The organism is Paenibacillus konkukensis, assembly GCF_023523925.1.
GTDB classification, from domain to species: Bacteria; Bacillota; Bacilli; order Paenibacillales; family NBRC-103111; genus Paenibacillus_S; species Paenibacillus_S doosanensis.
The window spans coordinates 3,149,870-3,166,661 of sequence record NZ_CP027059.1; the positions used below are offsets into that span (position 1 = coordinate 3,149,870).

Annotated in this window: 12 protein-coding genes; 1 reads left to right on the forward strand and 11 read right to left on the reverse strand. The window is 56.7% G+C overall.

The features are described 5' to 3' along the window. Positions 1-221: 221 nt before the first annotated feature. The 5 genes from iolG to SK3146_RS13435 form a co-directional block, all read right to left on the reverse strand. Positions 222-1,247 carry an inositol 2-dehydrogenase gene (iolG, locus tag SK3146_RS13415; protein ID WP_249865514.1) on the reverse strand — a complete coding sequence of 342 codons (1,026 nt, stop codon included), beginning with the start codon at positions 1,245-1,247 and terminating at the stop codon, positions 222-224. 105 nt (positions 1,248-1,352) lie between these two features. Beyond that, complete coding sequence (gene iolE, locus SK3146_RS13420) at positions 1,353-2,231, reverse strand: myo-inosose-2 dehydratase (protein ID WP_249865515.1); 879 nt, start codon at positions 2,229-2,231, stop codon at positions 1,353-1,355. A gap of 168 nt (positions 2,232-2,399) precedes the next feature. Then, a complete protein-coding gene (iolD, locus tag SK3146_RS13425) occupies positions 2,400-4,265 on the reverse strand; it encodes a 3D-(3,5/4)-trihydroxycyclohexane-1,2-dione acylhydrolase (decyclizing) (RefSeq protein ID WP_249865516.1) in 1,866 nt (621 codons plus the stop codon). A gap of 354 nt (positions 4,266-4,619) precedes the next feature. Then, positions 4,620-6,533, reverse strand: coding sequence for a threonine--tRNA ligase (gene thrS / locus SK3146_RS13430; RefSeq protein ID WP_249865517.1), 1,914 nt, complete (start codon positions 6,531-6,533; stop codon positions 4,620-4,622). Between the two features lie 824 nt (positions 6,534-7,357). Further along, the gene (locus SK3146_RS13435) at positions 7,358-8,362 is read right to left on the reverse strand and encodes a LacI family DNA-binding transcriptional regulator (protein WP_249865518.1); all 1,005 of its coding nucleotides are present in this window, start codon (positions 8,360-8,362) and stop codon (positions 7,358-7,360) included. Between the two features lie 379 nt (positions 8,363-8,741). On the opposite strand from SK3146_RS13435, the gene SK3146_RS13440 reads away from it, so the two are divergent. Beyond that, complete coding sequence (locus SK3146_RS13440) at positions 8,742-9,740, forward strand: aldo/keto reductase (RefSeq protein ID WP_249865519.1); 999 nt, start codon at positions 8,742-8,744, stop codon at positions 9,738-9,740. 148 nt (positions 9,741-9,888) lie between these two features. On the opposite strand, the gene SK3146_RS13445 is transcribed toward SK3146_RS13440, so the two are convergent. The 6 genes from SK3146_RS13445 to SK3146_RS13470 form a co-directional block, all read right to left on the reverse strand. Next, positions 9,889-11,199 carry a CehA/McbA family metallohydrolase gene (locus tag SK3146_RS13445; protein ID WP_249865520.1) on the reverse strand — a complete coding sequence of 437 codons (1,311 nt, stop codon included), beginning with the start codon at positions 11,197-11,199 and terminating at the stop codon, positions 9,889-9,891. A 177-nt stretch (positions 11,200-11,376) separates the two neighbouring features. Continuing rightward, positions 11,377-12,171: an endonuclease/exonuclease/phosphatase family protein gene (locus tag SK3146_RS13450; protein WP_249865521.1), complete on the reverse strand. Its 795-nt coding sequence runs from the start codon at positions 12,169-12,171 to the stop codon at positions 11,377-11,379. 60 nt (positions 12,172-12,231) lie between these two features. After that, positions 12,232-13,116: a carbohydrate ABC transporter permease gene (locus SK3146_RS13455; protein ID WP_249865522.1), complete on the reverse strand. Its 885-nt coding sequence runs from the start codon at positions 13,114-13,116 to the stop codon at positions 12,232-12,234. A gap of 20 nt (positions 13,117-13,136) precedes the next feature. Then, a complete protein-coding gene (locus SK3146_RS13460) occupies positions 13,137-14,027 on the reverse strand; it encodes an ABC transporter permease (protein ID WP_249865523.1) in 891 nt (296 codons plus the stop codon). 70 nt (positions 14,028-14,097) lie between these two features. Continuing rightward, the gene (locus tag SK3146_RS13465) at positions 14,098-15,753 is read right to left on the reverse strand and encodes an extracellular solute-binding protein (RefSeq protein ID WP_249865524.1); all 1,656 of its coding nucleotides are present in this window, start codon (positions 15,751-15,753) and stop codon (positions 14,098-14,100) included. A gap of 159 nt (positions 15,754-15,912) precedes the next feature. Next, on the reverse strand, positions 15,913-16,713 hold the full coding sequence (locus SK3146_RS13470) for a response regulator transcription factor (RefSeq protein ID WP_249865525.1): 801 nt from the start codon (positions 16,711-16,713) through the stop codon (positions 15,913-15,915). Positions 16,714-16,792 lie beyond the last annotated feature (79 nt).

Sequence of the window (16,792 nt, forward strand, 5' to 3'; positions counted from 1 at the left end):
TGGCGAACGCTTAATAACATGGTGAAAAACGCCCGCTTCGCATGCGAAAGCATCCTCCGATCGCTCTTGTCCCCGGATTTCTTGAATAGGTAAGCCCGTGTAACGGGTGAAATCCGAGAACAAAGGCGAACGCTTCGCTTCTCCGGATTGCTCTCGCTTGCTTCGCTCGCTTGTTCACCCGCCGTTTAAGGCTCGCCGTTTCTCTAATTCTCTAATGGATATTAACCAACACTGACCTCGATCTCGCTCAGCTTCACGGGTCTGCCTTCCGTCAGCGATACTTTGGCCGCATAGGCGATCTTTTCCGCCTGGAAAGCGTCGTTGCCGTCTACCGGCACCGGCTGTCCGTTCAAGACGCTGTCGATAAACTGGCGCGTCTCGTCGATATACGAATCGTGATACCGCTCAAGGAAAAAATATTTCGGATTGTCGCGGACAACGCCGTCCTTCGTGCTGATCTCCGCCGTCGTCGGATGATCGTTCTGCACGCCTATGCTCCCTTCCGAGCCGAACACCTCGACCCGCTGATCGTAGCCGTATACCGCCTTCCGGCTGTTGTCGATAACGCCGAGCGCGCCGCTCGCAAACTTCAGGCTGATGACCGCCGTGTCGATATCCCCCAGCTCCCCGATCACCGGATCGACGAGCACTGCGCCCTGCGCGTAAACCTCGGTCACCTCGCTGCCCGACAAATAGCGGGCCATATCGAAATCGTGGATCGCCATGTCCATGAACAAACCGCCGGACACCTTGATGTAGTCGCTGCTTGGAGGCGCCGGATCGCGCGACGTAATTTTGATCAAATGCGGATCGCCGATGCGGCCGGCTTGCACCAGTTCGCGCACCCGTTTGAAATTATGATCGAATCTGCGGTTGAACCCCGTCTGCAAGACGACGCCCGCCTGCCGCACCTCTTCCAGCGCCGCCGCCGTTTGACGATAGTCAAGACTGATCGGCTTTTCGCAAAAAATATGTTTGCCCGCTCTGGCCGCTTCGGTAATAAAAGGAACATGAGTATTGGTCGATGAGCAAATAAAGACGGCTTGAATTTCCGGGTCCTGCATAATGTCCTTATAATTGTCCGTAACGGCCGCAATGCCGAGACCGGCGGCCCAGCCGCGCAGTTCGTCCGTCACATAAACGTCCGAGATAATGCGAATGTCGGCGCGGCCGTTGCGCGTCAGATGCTCCGCATGCAGCCGCCCGATTCTTCCGGCGCCGATAATGCCAATGATTAGCTTCTCCATAGTATGACCTCACTGTCGTTCGAATGGGGTTAAGCGCTTAATCTTTCTGCATAAAGCAATAACTCGTTATCTTCCCTTGTCGTTCCCCGGCAGGCTCCGCCTTGTTTATACAGGCATCGCTTGCAAGTAATCCTTGGCCTTCTGAGCGTATTCCACCGGATCGGCGATCGCCGGGTCCTGCTCCGCCTCGATAATCATCCAGCCTTCATAGCCGCGGGCCGCCAGCTCGCTGAAGATCGGTTTGAAATCGATGCAGCCGTCGCCGGGTACGGTGAATATGCCTCGGCGCACCGCTTCTCTGAAGCGAATGCCCTCCCGGCGCTTCCAATCCAGCACATCCTGACGAATATCCTTCAGATGAATATAGCGAATCCGGTCGTAATACGTGCGAAGGATGTGCAGCGGATCGCTGCCGCCGAAGTAAGCGTGACCCGTATCGTACAGCATATGGACCAGCTGCGGATCGGTCGATTCCATCAACCGGGCAATTTCTTCCCCGCTCTCCACCACGGTTTCTCCGTGATAGTGGTACACGAGCTGCATCCCGTTATCCCGGCAGTAGCGTCCCGCTTCGTTCAGCCCTTCGGCCATATGCTTCCACTGCTCGTCGGTCAGCGGCTCGATACGGACCGAGTTGTTCTTCAGATCCTCGAAGGCGTTGCCCGTTTCGCAGGTGACGACGTATCGGCAGCCCATCGCTTTCAGAAAATCCGCATGCTCGCGGAACGATTGCAGCTCCTCTTCCCGGCGCTCCGGCTGGCTGAAGTGGACCGATTTCCACTGCGACGTCAGCACCATATGATGGCGGTCCAGCAGCTCCTTGAGCTGCTTCGTATCGCGCGGAAACTTGCGGCAAAACTCCGTTCCTTCAAAGCCTAGCCGGGACATGTCTCCAAGCACCTGCTCCGCCGTGTAATGATCGCCGAGCTCCATAATATCTTCGTTGACCCAGTTGATGGCCGAGATCCCGTACTTCACATTCATGGAAAAAGGCTCCTCTCTTTGATTGGCAACCGCGGGCGAACCGCGTCCGCACTGTTTCACGTTTCTAAGAAATGTGACGATCGATTGGCGTCCTGCGGTCGGGTCGATAGAGACTTCTGCTTGCGGAAACCTCTGCCGATCGCCGACCATCCTCTTATCCCGACCGCTTTACCATTTGGGCACCGTGCTCAATTTTGCCTGCAGCTCCTCGTAAGACCGCTTCACGCCGTCCATCTCGGATACTTCGGCCACCCCTACATGCCACCACGATTCGTAGCCGTCCGTATTGGTGCCCGGCAGCACTTTAATATCGATCAGGGTCGTGACCTGCCCTCCTTTGGCTTTCTCCAGCGCATCCCGCAGCTCTTCCACCGTTCGCGCCGAATACGACTTGGCCCCGAGACTGCGGGCATGCGCCGCAAAATCAATCGGCATATAATCGCCGCTCAGCTGCGCCGTCTCCTCCGAGCGAGAGCGGAATTCATTGCCGAAGCTGCCGCTGCCGTGTCCCCGCTGCAAGTTATGAATGCATTGGAAACCATGATTGTCGAACAGCACAATCGTAATCTTCCGTCCTTCCTGCAGGCTCGTCACCAGCTCCGAATGAAGCATCAGATAGCTGCCGTCGCCGACCAAAGCGTATACTTCGCGGTCCGGCTCGGCCAGCTTAATGCCGAAAGCGCCGGCGACCTCATAGCCCATGCAGGAGAAACCGTATTCCATATGATACGTCTTCGGCTGCGTCGTTCTCCAGACGCGGTGCAGGTCGCCCGGCAGACTGCCCGCGGCGCAGACGATAACGTCGCGTTCACCAAGGAAGCCGTTGATTTCTCCCAGCACGCGGGTTTGCGCCAAGCCGTCCGCCCGTTCGATACTATACAGCCGGTCGACTTCACCGTCCCACTCCCGCTTCCAATCGGACAGCTCCTCCGGACTGTAAGCCGAAGCATAGCCTTGCGCCTTAAGCTCCGCAGCAATCGCCTGCAGCGCCTCGCGGGCATCGGCCGTCACATAAGTGCCGTCCAGCTTGTAAGCGTCCAGCCCGCTTACATTGATATTCAGAAACTCGACGCCCTCCCGGGAAAACGCCGTCTTCGACGCCGTAGAGAAGTCGGACATCCGCGTCCCTACGCCGATGATCAGATCGGCCTCAGCCGCCAGCCGGTTCGCCGCCAGCGTTCCCGTTACCCCGACGCCGCCGAAGCTAAGCGGATGCTGCCAGGAGATCGCGCTTTTGCCTGCCTGCGTCTCGGTTACGGGGATGCGGAACGCTTCCGCGAACTGCCTCAGCTCCTCGGTGGCGAGCGAGTAGTGAACGCCGCCTCCGCACACGATCAGCGGCCGCTTCTTGCCGCGGATCAGCTCCGCCGCGCGGGCGACAGCCGACGCCGCCGCGGGCTTGCGGTCGATATGATGGACCCGCTTGGCCAGAAATTCCGCCGGATAGTCGTAGGCTTCACACTGCACATCCTGCGGCAGGCACAGCGTGACGGCCCCCGTCTCCGCCGGATCGGCGAGCACGCGCATCGCCTGGAGCGCAGCCGTCATCAGCTGCTCGGGACGATTGATGCGGTCCCAATATTTGCTCACCGGCTTGAACGCGTCGTTCGCCGTCACCGTATAATCCAGCGGATACTCCACCTGCTGGAGCACCGGATCGGGCTGCCGGCTGGCAAATACATCCCCGGGCAAGAGCAGCAGAGGAATCCGGTTCACCGTAGCTACGCCTGCAGCGGTAACCATATTAAGCGCGCCCGGCCCGATCGACGACGTGCAGGCGAACATCTCCAGCCGGTTTTTCTGCTTTGCGTAAGCGATTGCAGCATGAGCCATACCCTGCTCGTTTTTCCCTTGAATAAACGTTATTTCATCCTTGTACTGCTCAAGCGCCTGGCCGAGCCCCGTCACGTTGCCGTGGCCGAAAATCCCCATAACGCCCTTGAACATTTTGTGCTCGGTACCGTCGATTTCGATGTACTGGTTATTCAAAAACTGAAGCAACGCCTGGGCCATCGTTAATGTGACCGTTTTCATAAACCGCTCCTCCGCCTTGTTAAATTAAGCGCTTCACCTAAACAATATATTGCATAACGACAGTAAACATTCTTGAAAATAATGAAAATCGAACTCCATCAGGTTAAGCGCTTTCCCTTAGTTCAAATTTATACCATAATCAGGTTCGTTGTCAATGAGAAATTAGGCCTTTCTTTATCGTCATGACAGAACAAATCCCCCAAAAGTGACGTGATGCACTGAAGCTTATTCCGTCCGCATCCAGCCTAAGCTGGATCGGCGTCTAACAATTCCTCTGGGCTGTGCATCATTTCCTAAACATTAAAAAAAGCACCCTCCCGCATAGGCGAAAAGGGTGCTTCGGACTTCGCTTTGTTACTGTTTGCTTGCCGCTTCGGCGCTAATCCGTTCTATGAACTGCCCGATACTCATCGCACCGAGATCGCCGCCAATGCGGCCCCGGACCGCGGCTTGCCCGCTCTGCTTCTCGCTTTCCCCGAGCACGAGCATGTACGGCACCTTCTCCAGTTGGGCCTCGCGGATTTTGTAACCGAGCTTCTCGCTGCGGACATCGACCTCGACGCGTATACCGGCGTCTTCCAGCCGTTTTTTCACCTGCAGCGCATAATCGATGTAATTGTCGGACACGGGCAGCAGCTTCGCCTGAACCGGCGCCAGCCACACCGGGAACGCCCCGCTGAAATGCTCCGTCAAAATGCCGATAAACCGGTCGATCGAGCCGTATATCGCCCGGTGAATGACCACCGGTCTATGCTTCTGATTGTCTTCGCCGATATAGCTCAAATCGAATTTCTCCGGCATCTGGAAATCGAGCTGGATCGTCCCGCACTGCCAGCTGCGTCCGATCGCATCGAGAATATGAAAGTCGATCTTCGGCCCGTAGAACGCGCCGTCGCCTTCGTTCAAACGGTACTCGATGCCGCGGTGCTCAAGCACGTTCCGCAGCGACGTTTCCGCTTGCTGCCACAGCTCCTCCGAACCCATCGAGTCGTCGGGGCGCGTAGACAGCTCGATTCTGTACGCAAAGCCGAAGACGGCGTACATCCGGTCGATCAGCGCGATGACGCGGCCGATCTCTTCTTCGATCTGATCCGGCCGCACGAACAAATGCGCGTCGTCTTGGCAGAACGTGCGCACGCGCATCATCCCGTTCAAAGCGCCGGAATATTCATGCCGATGTACTTGGCCGAACTCCGAAATCCGGATCGGCAGCTCGCGGTACGAATGCAGGCTGTTTTTGAAAATAAGCATATGCCCCGGGCAGTTCATCGGCTTGAGCGCAAATCTCGTATCGTCGACTTCCGTAAAGTACATGTTTTCATGGTAGTGATCCCAATGCCCCGACTGCTCCCACAGCCTCTGGTTCATCATGAACGGCGTGCGGACCTCGTCGTAGCCGTGCTTCTGCTGCATCTCCCGGGAATAGTCTTCCAGCTGCGTGCGGATCGCCATCCCTTTGGGCAAGTAAAACGGCATGCCCGGCGCCTCCTCCGAGAACATAAAGAGCTGAAGCTCCTTGCCGAGCTTGCGGTGGTCGCGCTTCTTCGCCTCTTCCAGCAGATGCAGATGCTCCTCCAGCTGGGCTTTCTTAGGGAAAGCCGTTCCGTAAATGCGCTGCAGCATCTTGTTGTTCGAATCGCCGCGCCAATAAGCGCCGGCTACGTTTTGCAGCTTGAAGGCTTTAATCCGGCCTGTCGACGGCAGATGCGGCCCGCGGCACAAGTCGAAAAACTCCCCTTGATCGTATATCGAGATCTCCGAATCCTCCGGCAAATCGCGAATCAGCTCCAGCTTCAGCGGGTCGCTCAGCTCCTCGAACGTGCGGATCGCTTCCTCCCGGCTCACTTCGCGGCGGACGATCGGCAGATTTTCCTCGGCAATCCGCTCCATCTCCCGCTCGATTGCTTCGAGATCGTCCGTCGACAGCGGCTTCTCGATATCGATGTCGTAATAAAATCCGTCCGCGATAACCGGTCCGATACCGAGCTTCACGGCCTTCTGTCCGTAAATCCGCTTGATCGCCTGCGCCATCAAATGCGCCGTGCTGTGCCGGTACACTTCAAGCCCCTCGGGGCTGTCCAGCACAACGATCTGCACCTCGCTGTCCTCCTCGATCGGCCGGTTCAAATCGACCAGTCTGCCGTTCAGCTTGCCTGCCACGGCCTGCTTTTTCAAGCTTGAACTGATGGATTCGGCCACTTGCTCGATCGTGGTCCCCCGTTCAAACTCCTTAACTGCTCCATCCGGCAAAGTGACTTTCATCCTCATGGCATAGCCTCCGTTCATTTTGATAAGATTTTTTCACCGCACTTGTATATGTGAACGCAAAAAAACGCATCTCTCCCAAGGGACGAGTGCGTTCAAGCTCGTGGTTCCACCCTGATTCGAACTTGTACTTTATCCGCCGTGCCGCCCGTACGCTGCCGCAATCATGCGCATAAAAAGTGCAAGTTCCTCAAGCATCCGGTAACGCGGATGAGACGGTAGTGCCTACTGCTGCAAATCAGGGGGACCGCAGGGTTCGGCATCACGGCTGCAAAGGGGTAATTTACGCTTCCGGTCGCTGAAGGAGCTCGCACCTAACCTCCTCTCTCTGACAGCCCTTGAAGGAAACCATGTCTTTGGTCATCGCCTGAATATGATATTGGTTCATTATTATACGGACCGAATTTGAAAAGGTCAAGCGGGGCATACAATTTATTTTATGGAAACCGCGCCGAGCCCCATCCAATAAGAATTTAAATTGAAGGTAAATATTCCCAAACACCGGCCGTTATAGTATTCTAAAAACAAGCTTCACATTCATGCCGTAACCTATAACCGCTTAGGAGGTGCCTTCCCATGAAGCCGCAATCCGACCGCCTGAACCAGGCTGTCCGTAAGATACAATCTTTCATCCGCCGGCTAAGGCAGATGACGATCGACCTCGGTTAATACAGGTACGGCGGCGGCAAGCTTGCTCATCGCCGGTCTGGCCCGCACATCATCGCATTGGATAACGAGTGGCGATCCAAACAAGCTGCCGCCCTTTCGCCGCACGCATCCTAAGCCACCGCACTATGAGGTTACGGCCGCTTCGGCGTCAGAATCCCTTACGTCAACGCCGCGGTTGAGCCGCGGACGACCAGTTCCGGCATCAGCACGACCCGCTGCCGCATCGACTTCTCTCCCTTGATCTCCTGCATGAGCAAATCCATCGCCTGACGGCCGATTTCCTGAATCGGCTGGGCTACCGTCGTCAGCGGCGGATCGATGATCGTCGCCAAAATCGTGTTGTCGAAGCCGACGACCGAGAGCTGCCGCGGCAGCTGCAAACCGCGCTCGCGGGCGGCTTGAATCGCGCCGATGGCGAGCAGGTCGTTGCAGGCGAAGACGGCCGTCGGCGGCTCGCCCAGTTCAAGCAGCCGGCGCATCGCTTCCTTGCCGCTGTCCACGGTAAATTCGCCGGCGGCGATCAGCCGCTCGTCCGAGGCGACGCCCGCCTCCGCCATCGCCTGCTTGCAGCCGCGAATCCGCTCTCGGTTGCTCATCGTGTTCACGTCCTCCGCCAATATCGCAATGCGCCTATGCCCCAGACCGGTCAGATGGCTCCCCGCCTGGTATCCGCCGAGAAAATCGTCCACCATCACCGTATCGACGGCAAGCGCCGGCATTTCCCCGGTAATCAGCGTGATCGGCACATGCTGCTGAATCAGCTTCTTGAGAAACAGATCCTTCTCCGTACGGGTCGCCACGATGACGCCGTCCACCCGCTTTTGCGTCAGCAAAGAGAAATATTTGATCTCCCTGTCGGGATCGTTATCCGTGCTGCAAATAAACACGTTGAATCCGTACTCATGCCCCCGGTCTTCCACCGCCCGGGCAATTTCCGCAAAAAACGGGTTCGCCAGATCGGGCAGCGTGAGTCCCACGGTAAACGTGCTTTTGCCGGTCAGCGCGGAGGCCACCATGCTCGGCTGATATTTCAGCTGCTCCATAATATTCGTAACATGCTTTCTAGTTTTATCGCTGATGCGGCCCGTGCCGTTAATCACCTTCGACACCGTTGCAATCGAAACCCCGGCGGCTTGAGCGACATCATAGATGGTCGGCTTCATTCGCTGCTCCTTTCAAGCTCTCCGTACAATACAAGCTCATGCTTTACGTTTTTATTGTCTATCATACGACATGAGGACAAGCGCTGTAAACGCCAAGGTGAGCGCTTACCCTAATTTTCCTTGAACCGGCGGAATCAGCGCAACAACAAAAGGCAACCGTATGACAAGAAGTCATATGATTGCCTTGATTTTATTATGTAAAAATTTTACATTTATCCCGTGGGGCGTACTCTATCCTCAGAATAAACGATCCCAAAGAAAAAGTCTACTCTTTTTTATCCATTTCTTTTATAGTGAAGCTGCCGCTTCCGCGGGGCGGCCAGTGCTTAGTCAAATACACGCCTCTGCCACAAATCGTATAAAAAAAGGAGCAACCGTTATGCAGACAAGAAATCTCGGAACGCTGCAAGTATCCGCCATCGGCCTCGGCTGCATGGGCATGTCCGAATTTTACGGCGCGGCCGACGATACGCAATCCGCAGCCGTCATTCTTCAAGCTCTGGAGCATGGTATCCATATGTTCGATACGGCGGATCTGTACGGCGTCGGCGGCTCGAATGAACTCCTTCTGGGCGCGGCTCTCCGGGGCCGCCGCTCCGAAGCAATCATAGCGACCAAGTTCGGCGTTATGCGCGACCAGCACGGCCGCGTGCTCGGCATGAACGGGCGGCCCGAATATGTCAGGCAAGCGGCCGAAGCGAGCTTGCGCCGGCTGGGAACGGATTATATCGATCTGTATTACCAGCATATGCCCGATCCGGACGTACCTATCGAAGAAACGGTAGGCGCTATGAGCGAGTTGGTTACGGAAGGGAAGGTGCGTTATCTTGGACTCTCGAATGTCGATGCGGATACCCTGATAAGGGCGAGCCGCATTCATCCCATCGCCGCGCTGCAATCGGAGTATTCGTTATGGAGCCGCGAGATCGAAGCGCTGCTTCCGGCGGCGCGCAAGCTGGGGACCGGTATCGTAGCTTACAGTCCGCTCGGCAAAGGATTTTTGTCCGGACAGATCAAGCGGTACGAGGATTTCGCCGAGGACGATATCCGGCGTCATTTTTCCAGATTTCAAGGAGATAACTTCCGCTATAATCTGGAGCTTGTTTCCGTACTGGAGCAGATTGCCCGGGAAAAGGACGCCACTTCCGCGCAAGTCGCGCTAGCCTGGATTCTGCGGCAAGGACATGACATCGTACCGATACCGGGAACCAAACGGCCGGCTTATTTGCTGGAAAATATAAAATCGCTGGAGCTCACGCTGGAGCCCGGAGATTTGGAGCGGATCGACCGGATGGCCGGCCGGATCAAAGGAGATTTCGACGTTACGGGCGACACTCTGGATACGCTCGAAGCTGCCGACGCTTCGGATAACGAATAACCCGGCACATACAGCTTCCCGCCCCGCCCGCTTCGAACGCCATAAAGCCATGCGGCACAATTAGGGACGGCTTCTGTACTCTACAGACAGTGCCGTTCTTCCTTGCTGCATGGCCTTTTTTAGGCGAACGATAATGCTACTGCTATTTTCAATCGAAATAAATCGGGTTCGTCAGCGCAGCCACCAGCAGCCGGCCCGCCTCGGCAAAATACCTGCGCACCTCGACGCGGCAAAACTTCAACCCCGCCGCATCCAGCGTTAGCGCGGCCGCATCGCCGTCATCCGCCGCGTACGTCTCCTCCTTCACAAGCCCCTGCTCGCCGATCCAGCGCACAAGGTCTCCGGCCTGAAGGCCTCGCGCATGCAGCGCGACGCAGCCCGCCTGCTCCCGCTCGCCCGCCGGAACCGCGTCCCCGGTCCGGTACGGCCCGCAGCGCAGCTCCAGGAACGGCCCGTCCGGCGCGAACGACAAGCATACATGCCCGCAGCCGGCGGCATCCAGAATCCCCTGCGCCGTCCTCGTCTCCGCGTACACCCATGTGCACGGCATCGCGTGCCGCACGTGCGGGTCGGGGCGGTGCACGTCGCTGCCTCCGACCGCGACCAATCGGCGGCCGCTCGCCAGCTGCCGCTGCCACCACTGCAGCGCCCGCTCGTTGCGCTCGGCCCACGGGCCGTTCCACACTTCGACCCAATCGTAGTCGACGTCGAAATCCCATTCCCACGGACAGTACTCGCAGTGGGGATGGTTCAGCACGATCCGCGCCCCGCGCTCGCGGGCGGTGCGCAGCCGCTCGTTGACATCGGCCTGATCGCTCACGCGGAAATCGTCCAGCGGATCGGCAACGCCGAGAAAGTTGCTGTGGCCGTAATTGGTCGTGAACTCCATCCCCGGAATCATCACGACGGACGCGCCGCGCGGGTAAGCCTCATTTTGACTGCATGTATTATGATCGGTCATCGCGATGAAATCGCAGCCGAGCCGCTCCATGATCGCGGCATTGTCCTCCAGCGTATATTTGCCGTCGCTGTGTACGCTGTGCGTATGCAGATCGCCCTTCAGCCAGCGCGGCGCAGACAAGCTGACGGTCACCGTAACCGTCACTTCGCAGCCTTCCTCCGGCACCCGGTAGGCGTTATGCAGCACCGCCCAAGCGCCGGGCGCAAGCTTGCCGGGCATATACCCCGGCGTCGCCCGTTCGAGGCCGATCCGAAACCCGGTGCGCGCGCCGCCGCTCCAGCCCCGGACTCTTGCCGCATCCCGCACGCCGAGGTCAATGACGGCTTTGGCCTCGCCGAACGATTCGACCGAATAAGCGACGGTCAGCTCCTCCGCCCGTTCCGGCATTTCGAACGGAATCTCGATATAGGCTCCCTGCTCGCCGGGGGCGATTCTGCGTTGGATGACGCGCCGTACCGTGTGCTCCCCGGCTGTAGCTTCCGTATGATGCTCTGCCATAAGACCTGTCTCCTCTTCTTCCCATTTGCTCTAAAAGGGTGGTGAAAAGTCCGCTGCGGCTTCCAGTTGATCCTCCATCCGCCGTTGAAATCGGATTACTTGGATTATTTTCCCATATTCCCATAGAGAGAATCCGTTTTCAAAGGCGAACGCTTCGCTGGCTTTTTCACCCTGTTTCTAATCCATCCGCACGACGGCGACGATCGGATAATGGTCCGACGGATAAGCGCCGTCCACCTGCGAGCGCTCGACCAGCGTCCTTACGACCTGCGCGTTCGGGGAGACGAAAATATAATCAATCGGCTCGCCCTCCGAGCCGCCCCGGAAGCTGTGCGCCGTCAGGCCCGGCTGCCCGTCCAGCGCCGTATAAGCGTCGGTAAGCCAGCCCTTCGGCCCGTCTTCCTCCGTCTGCCCCCGCAAATAACGGATCGGCCGATCGCCCGGAGCGCTGTTCATATCCCCCATCACGATCACGGGTGCGGAGCTGCCTGCTCTATGCTTGGCGACATAATCCCAAATGACCTTCACCCCGTTATCCCGCGCTTCCTGGCTGTAATGGTCGAGATGGGTGTTGAACACGGCGAATTCGCGCCCGTTCTCCCGGTCCCGAAAGACCGCCCAGGTGCACATTCTCGGAAAATAGCTGTTCCAGCTCTTCGAAGCCGCCGTCTCCGGATTCTCCGACAGCCAGAAGTGCCCCTGCTGCTCCGCCGTCAGCCTATCCTTACGGTAAAAGATCGCGCAATGCTCGTCCTCACGCCCGCCGAACCGGCCCATGCCGACCCAGTCGTAATCCTCCAGCTGCCCGTGCAGCTCGGTCAGCATCGATGCATATCCTTCCTGCGTCCCGACCACAACCGGTGCGTGCGCCTTGATCATTCCGGCCGCGCGCTCTATCCGGTTCGGCCAGGCGTTATCCCCGTCGCTCGGCGTATTGCAGCGCAAATTAAACGTCATCATCGTATAGTCCATGGAATGCTTCTCTCCTTTTTCAAAGTCCGCTGCGGCCCCTTGCGATATGGACCGCCGGAGTTATTCCTTCACCGATCCGAGCATAATGCCGTGAATAAAATATTTTTGCAAAAACGGATACACCACCAGAATCGGAACCATGGAGACGACGATTTTGGCGGCGTTCAGCGTCTTATCCGACACCTTCATCAGCAGCTCCGCCTGCGATGAATCCAGCTCCACGATGTTCAGATTGACGACGAGCTGCTGAATATACGTCTGCAGCGGATAATTTTCCGCGCTGCGCATAAAGATCATCCCGTCAAAAAACGCGTTCCAATGCCCGACGATGCTAAACAGCGTCACGGTGGCGAGCGACGGCAGAGACAGCGGCACGAATACTTTGACCATCATGTACCACGGCCCCGCTCCGTCCATATATCCCGCATCGCTCAGCTCCTTGGGCATGTTGCGGAAGAAATTCATCAGCAAAATGACGTTGAACACCGGCACCGCTCCGGGCAGCACCAGCGCCCAAATCGTATTGAACAGCCCGAGCCCTTTCACCGTCAAATACAGCGGAATGATGCCCCCGCTAAACAGCATCGTGAAGAGCATAAACCACATGTACACGTTGCGGTGTGGGAATTCCTTGCTGCTTCTCGACAGCGGATACGCCATCAGAATCGTCAGCGCGAAGTTGATCGCGCCGCCGACCAGCACTCTTTTGACCGAAACGAAGAACGAATTGAGAAAATGCGGCTCCTCCATAATTCTCCGGTACGATTCCACATTAAAGCCTACCGGCCAAAATTTGACGAAGCCCCCGGCCGCAGCCGCATTGTCGCTGAACGATACGGAGAACGTATGTAGAACGGGCGCGAGGGAGACGATCGAGATCAGCACCATAACAAGCAGCAGCAAAGCTTCGGCCAAGCGGGCCGAAACGGTTTTATTCCGAACCATCAATCATTCACCTGCTTTATCTAGAAGATGCGGTAATTGGCGTATTTATAAGCGACGCGGTAGGAGACGATGATCAGCATGAAGCCGATGACCGACTTCAGCAGGCTGACGGCGGTAGCGAAGCCGTATTGGGCCTGCACGAGTCCTACCCGGTACACGTAAGTGTCGATAATATCCCCGGATTCGTAAACGAGCGGGTTATACAAGTTGAAGATTTGATCGAAGCCCGCATTCAGCACGTTGCCGATGCTGAGCGTCGCGAGCAGCACGACCGTAGGCACAAGAGAAGGCAGCGTAATGTAGAACAGCTGCTGCAGCCGGTTCGCCCCGTCCATTTCGGCCGCTTCGTACAAGGAGGGGTTGATGCCCGCCAAGGCGGCCAAATAAATAATGGCGGCAAAGCCGAATTCCTTCCAGATGTCGCTGCTGACGATAATCGCCGGAAACCACCGGTTGCTGGCGAGAAACAATATCGGCTCGTGCCCCGCCGCCTTCACCAGCTGGTTGAAGAAGCCGTCGAGCGACAGCATATCGATGACGACGCCAGCCAAAATAACCCAGGACAAAAAATGCGGCAAATAAACGATCGTTTGCACCCAGCGCTTGAACATCATAAAGCGGACTTCGTTCAGCAAAATGGCGAAAATAAGCGGGATGACCAAATGCGCGACAATTTTGCAGACGGCGATAAACACAGTGTTGTAAAAGATCAGCCCGCTGTCCTTAATTTGAAACATGTAGGTAAAGTTTTCCAAGCCGATCCACGGCGAATCCCAAATGCCGCGGCCGATCTTGAAATCCTGGAACGCGATAACGACCCCGAACATCGGCACGATATGAAAAACGATCAGAAACAAAACGCCCGGCAGCAGCATCAGATGATAATGCTTGTAATACGATTTAATGTTCATGTCTCACCTCGGGTGATTAGAAAGAAAGCACCGCCGTTCGCAGGAGGTGCTTCTTTCCCAGTCAGGAATGTTATTTCTTCGCCTTATTGATTTCGTCGACGACTTCTTTCGTAATCTCGTCGCCGCCTTGCGATTTCCAGTCGGTGACGAACTGGTCGAACGAGTCGAGCGGCTGCTCGCCCATCACGATTTTGAAGAACGTTTCCTTCTCCAGCTTTTGCAGGTTGGCCCATTTACGTTCCATCGTCTTCGTCACGGCCGTGTACTCACCGTAAATTTTGTTCATATTGGACTTGAGCAAGTCGGCGGGAGCCGTATATCCGTAGTAGCCGGACCAATCCTTCAAATCGGCCTTCGGATTTTTCTTATCGCGCATCGCCTTGTCGTACAGCTCTTTCATCTCCGGACTGAGCTCTTCCGGCTTCGTCGTGCCGTCAAGCGCTTTCTTAAGCGTATCGGCTTTGCGCTCCACCGCATCGGCGTAATCGAAGGTCGCATTGCCGATCGGCCAGTATTCCGCGCTGACGGAGAAGTCCAGCTTGAGCGCGTCCGGATCGGCCTTGCGCTGGGCGGCGATAAACGTATTGGCGTAAATCATCGCAGCTTCGGGATTTTTCATGCCTTTCTTGACGACGATGAACGAGTTACTGACCGGAATCATCAGCGTGTTGACCGTTCCCTTGGCGTCCGGGATCAAATAAGGAACGAAATCAACCTTCGGATCGTTCTTGATCGCATCGGCGATCAGACCGCCCGACCACCACGGACCGAAGAAGATGCCGGCTTTGCCGCCGACGACCACCTGGTTCGGGTCTTTGCGCAGCGCGAACTCCTTGTCGATGAGGCCCGCGGAATACATCTCGCGCAGCTTGCCGAGAGCCTGCTTCGTCTCCGGCAGTATCGACGCATAGACGATATTGCCTTTGCTGTCCTTGATCCAGTTGCCCGGGTAGGCGTCATACGCCTGGAAGAAGCCTTTGAAATCGATCCGCTGCGCCTTGGCGGGCACCGTCAGCGAGCTTTCCGAGCCGGCCAGCCCGATCGTATCCGCTTGGCCGTTGCCGTCCGGGTCCTTCTCGACGAAGGCTTTGGCGATGGCGATGACGTCATCCATCGTTTTGGGCGGCTGCAAGCCTAATTTGTCCATCCAGTCTTTGCGCACCCATACCATGCTGGCGGCGTCGGCCTGAACGCTAATGTTCGGAATGCCCATCAGCTTGCCTTTATACGTCGCCTTCTCCAGCGCCTTGTTGCCGGTGGACGCATACAGCTCCTTGGTCAGCGGAGACGCGTACTGCTCGTATACCTTACTGAGATCTTCGATTTGGCCCGCGTCGGCCAAGGCGAGGAACATCTGCTCGTTGACCAGCATCACATCGGGCAGATCGTTGCTGGCAACGGCCAGCTTCATCTTTTGATCGTAATCCTGGCCGGACGCATACCATAAAATTTTGAAATTAATGTTCGTCTTGTCCGAAATATATTTCATATACTGGTTGCTTTCCACCGTATCGCCGGCGGGGAGCTTGGCGCCCGCGCTGACGCTCTTGAAGGTGGTTACCTCGATCGGACTCGGCATTTTGAACGGATCGGCTTTGGCCCCGGCAGCCTGATCCGCCGGTTTATTCGTCTCCGCAGGTTTGCCTGTTCCTTCGTTATTGCCCGAGCATGCCGTCATGACCAGCGTCAAGGCCGCTATCGCGAGCACAGCTTGTTTCTTTCTCATACTTCCCCTCCTCAGTAATGTTCTGCCCCTTGAATATCCGACTTCCTCTTTAATCATAAAGAAAAAAGAAGACGACCAGGTCAGATTGTGTCTCGCATTGAGGCACAAATCATCTCTGGATCGTCTTCTCCGGCACAGCCTAGTAGACGAAATTGCACTTTATGGGAGACGATTTGCGACCTCGTGCTCCATTTTGCGAAATTCGCTCGGCAGCACGCCGGCAATATCCCGGAATACTTTGCCGAAATATTTCTCGTTGGGATAACCCGATTGCGTAGCGATCCAGCCGATCGTCTTCTCCGTGCGCGCGAGCAGCTCCTTAGCGCGGTTGACTCTCATCTCCCGGATATAGTCGTTGAACGTCTTGCCTACGATATCGCGGAAGCAGCGGCTGAAGTAGCTGCGGCTCATATTGACCCGGCGCGCCACGTCCGGCAGATGCAGCTCCTCCTGCAGCTCCTCGTGGATGATCTGCACGGCCTTGGTCACGCAAGCCTTCACCTCGGCGGAATACGGCCCTTCCTCTTCGCCATCCTCCTTCAAGGCGCCGGGCAGCTCCAGCCTGTCGGCGGCAGGCGCAAGCTCCTTCATCTTGCCGACGATACGCTTTAGCACTTCGCCCATATGCTCATGCTCCAGCTCGACCTTCGTAATATAATCCAGCGCGCCCAAGCGGAGCGCCTCCTGAATGAACTCGAAATCCTGATGAAACGTCAGCACCACCATCGCTACGTCGCGGTACCGCTCCTTCACCGCCCGCATCAAATCCAGGCCCGACATCACCGGCATCGCCAAATCCGTAATCAGCAGGTCCACCTGGGTATGCTCCAGAAACTCCAACGCTTTTCGGCCGTTGCCCGCTTCCCCGACAACCTCCAGGCCGTAATCGCTCCATGGCATCATGGAAATAAACCCTTTGCGCACCAAATGATCGTCGTCTACAACCAGCACTTTCATCATTGATCCCGCACCTCCTGTTAGTGTCCTGTACATGACGTCTGCTTCCCCGGCAGCATGCTCACCGATCGAACCTGCGGCC

Excerpts from the sequence above, each read along its gene's own strand:
- iolG (WP_249865514.1), bottom strand. The coding sequence starts at position 1,247 with ATGGAGAAGCTAATCATTGGCATTATCGGCGCCGGAAGAATCGGGCGG.
- iolE (WP_249865515.1), bottom strand. The coding sequence starts at position 2,231 with ATGAATGTGAAGTACGGGATCTCGGCCATCAACTGGGTCAACGAAGAT.
- iolD (WP_249865516.1), bottom strand. The coding sequence starts at position 4,265 with ATGAAAACGGTCACATTAACGATGGCCCAGGCGTTGCTTCAGTTTTTG.
- thrS (WP_249865517.1), bottom strand. The coding sequence starts at position 6,533 with ATGAGGATGAAAGTCACTTTGCCGGATGGAGCAGTTAAGGAGTTTGAA.
- SK3146_RS13435 (WP_249865518.1), bottom strand. The coding sequence starts at position 8,362 with ATGAAGCCGACCATCTATGATGTCGCTCAAGCCGCCGGGGTTTCGATT.
- SK3146_RS13440 (WP_249865519.1), top strand. The coding sequence starts at position 8,742 with ATGCAGACAAGAAATCTCGGAACGCTGCAAGTATCCGCCATCGGCCTC.
- SK3146_RS13445 (WP_249865520.1), bottom strand. The coding sequence starts at position 11,199 with ATGGCAGAGCATCATACGGAAGCTACAGCCGGGGAGCACACGGTACGG.
- SK3146_RS13450 (WP_249865521.1), bottom strand. The coding sequence starts at position 12,171 with ATGGACTATACGATGATGACGTTTAATTTGCGCTGCAATACGCCGAGC.
- SK3146_RS13455 (WP_249865522.1), bottom strand. The coding sequence starts at position 13,116 with ATGGTTCGGAATAAAACCGTTTCGGCCCGCTTGGCCGAAGCTTTGCTG.
- SK3146_RS13460 (WP_249865523.1), bottom strand. The coding sequence starts at position 14,027 with ATGAACATTAAATCGTATTACAAGCATTATCATCTGATGCTGCTGCCG.
- SK3146_RS13465 (WP_249865524.1), bottom strand. The coding sequence starts at position 15,753 with ATGAGAAAGAAACAAGCTGTGCTCGCGATAGCGGCCTTGACGCTGGTC.
- SK3146_RS13470 (WP_249865525.1), bottom strand. The coding sequence starts at position 16,713 with ATGATGAAAGTGCTGGTTGTAGACGACGATCATTTGGTGCGCAAAGGG.